This window comes from Pseudomonas sp. KB_15 (assembly GCF_052114525.1).
Classification (GTDB): domain Bacteria; phylum Pseudomonadota; class Gammaproteobacteria; order Pseudomonadales; family Pseudomonadaceae; genus Aquipseudomonas.
The window spans coordinates 1-481 of record NZ_JBFREX010000186.1 but is presented as its reverse complement, the minus strand read 5'-3'; the positions used below and the strand labels follow the sequence as shown (position 1 = coordinate 481).

General features: G+C 69.0%; 1 protein-coding gene. It reads left to right on the top strand.

Annotated elements, in window-relative coordinates:
• Positions 1 to 4: 4 nt before the first annotated feature.
• Positions 5 to 481: DEAD/DEAH box helicase (locus AB4Z35_RS30370; RefSeq protein WP_442101211.1), on the top strand; the 477-nt coding region annotated here is incomplete at its 3' end.

The window sequence follows — 481 nt, the reverse complement described above, 5'->3', positions numbered from 1 at the left end:
GGCCATTCCCCAGTTCCTGGCCGGCCGTGACCTGCTGGTCTCGAGCCAGACCGGCTCGGGCAAGACCGCCGCGTTCATGCTGCCCGCCATCCAGCGCATCAGCGAGAAGGCKKCSCCGAATCGYCCGCGYWSSGACGAWCCSGTCAAGCGCATGAAGGGCAAGCGCCCCCGTCCGTCGCCGGCSCARCCSKCGCTGCTGGTGCTSACSCCRACSCGYGAACTGGCCCTGCARGTKACCGAGGCTGCCGCCAAGTACGGCCGCCAYCTGCGCCGCATCGTCTGCGCCAGCATCCTGGGCGGCATGCCYTACCCGAAGCAGCTCGCCGCGCTGTCCAAGATGCCTGACATCCTGGTCGCGACCCCGGGCCGCCTGCTGGACCACGTTGAAGCCGGCCGTATCGACCTGTCCCAGCTGGACATGCTGGTGTTCGACGAAGCCGACCGTATGCTCGACATGGGCTTCGCCGACGACATCGACGCC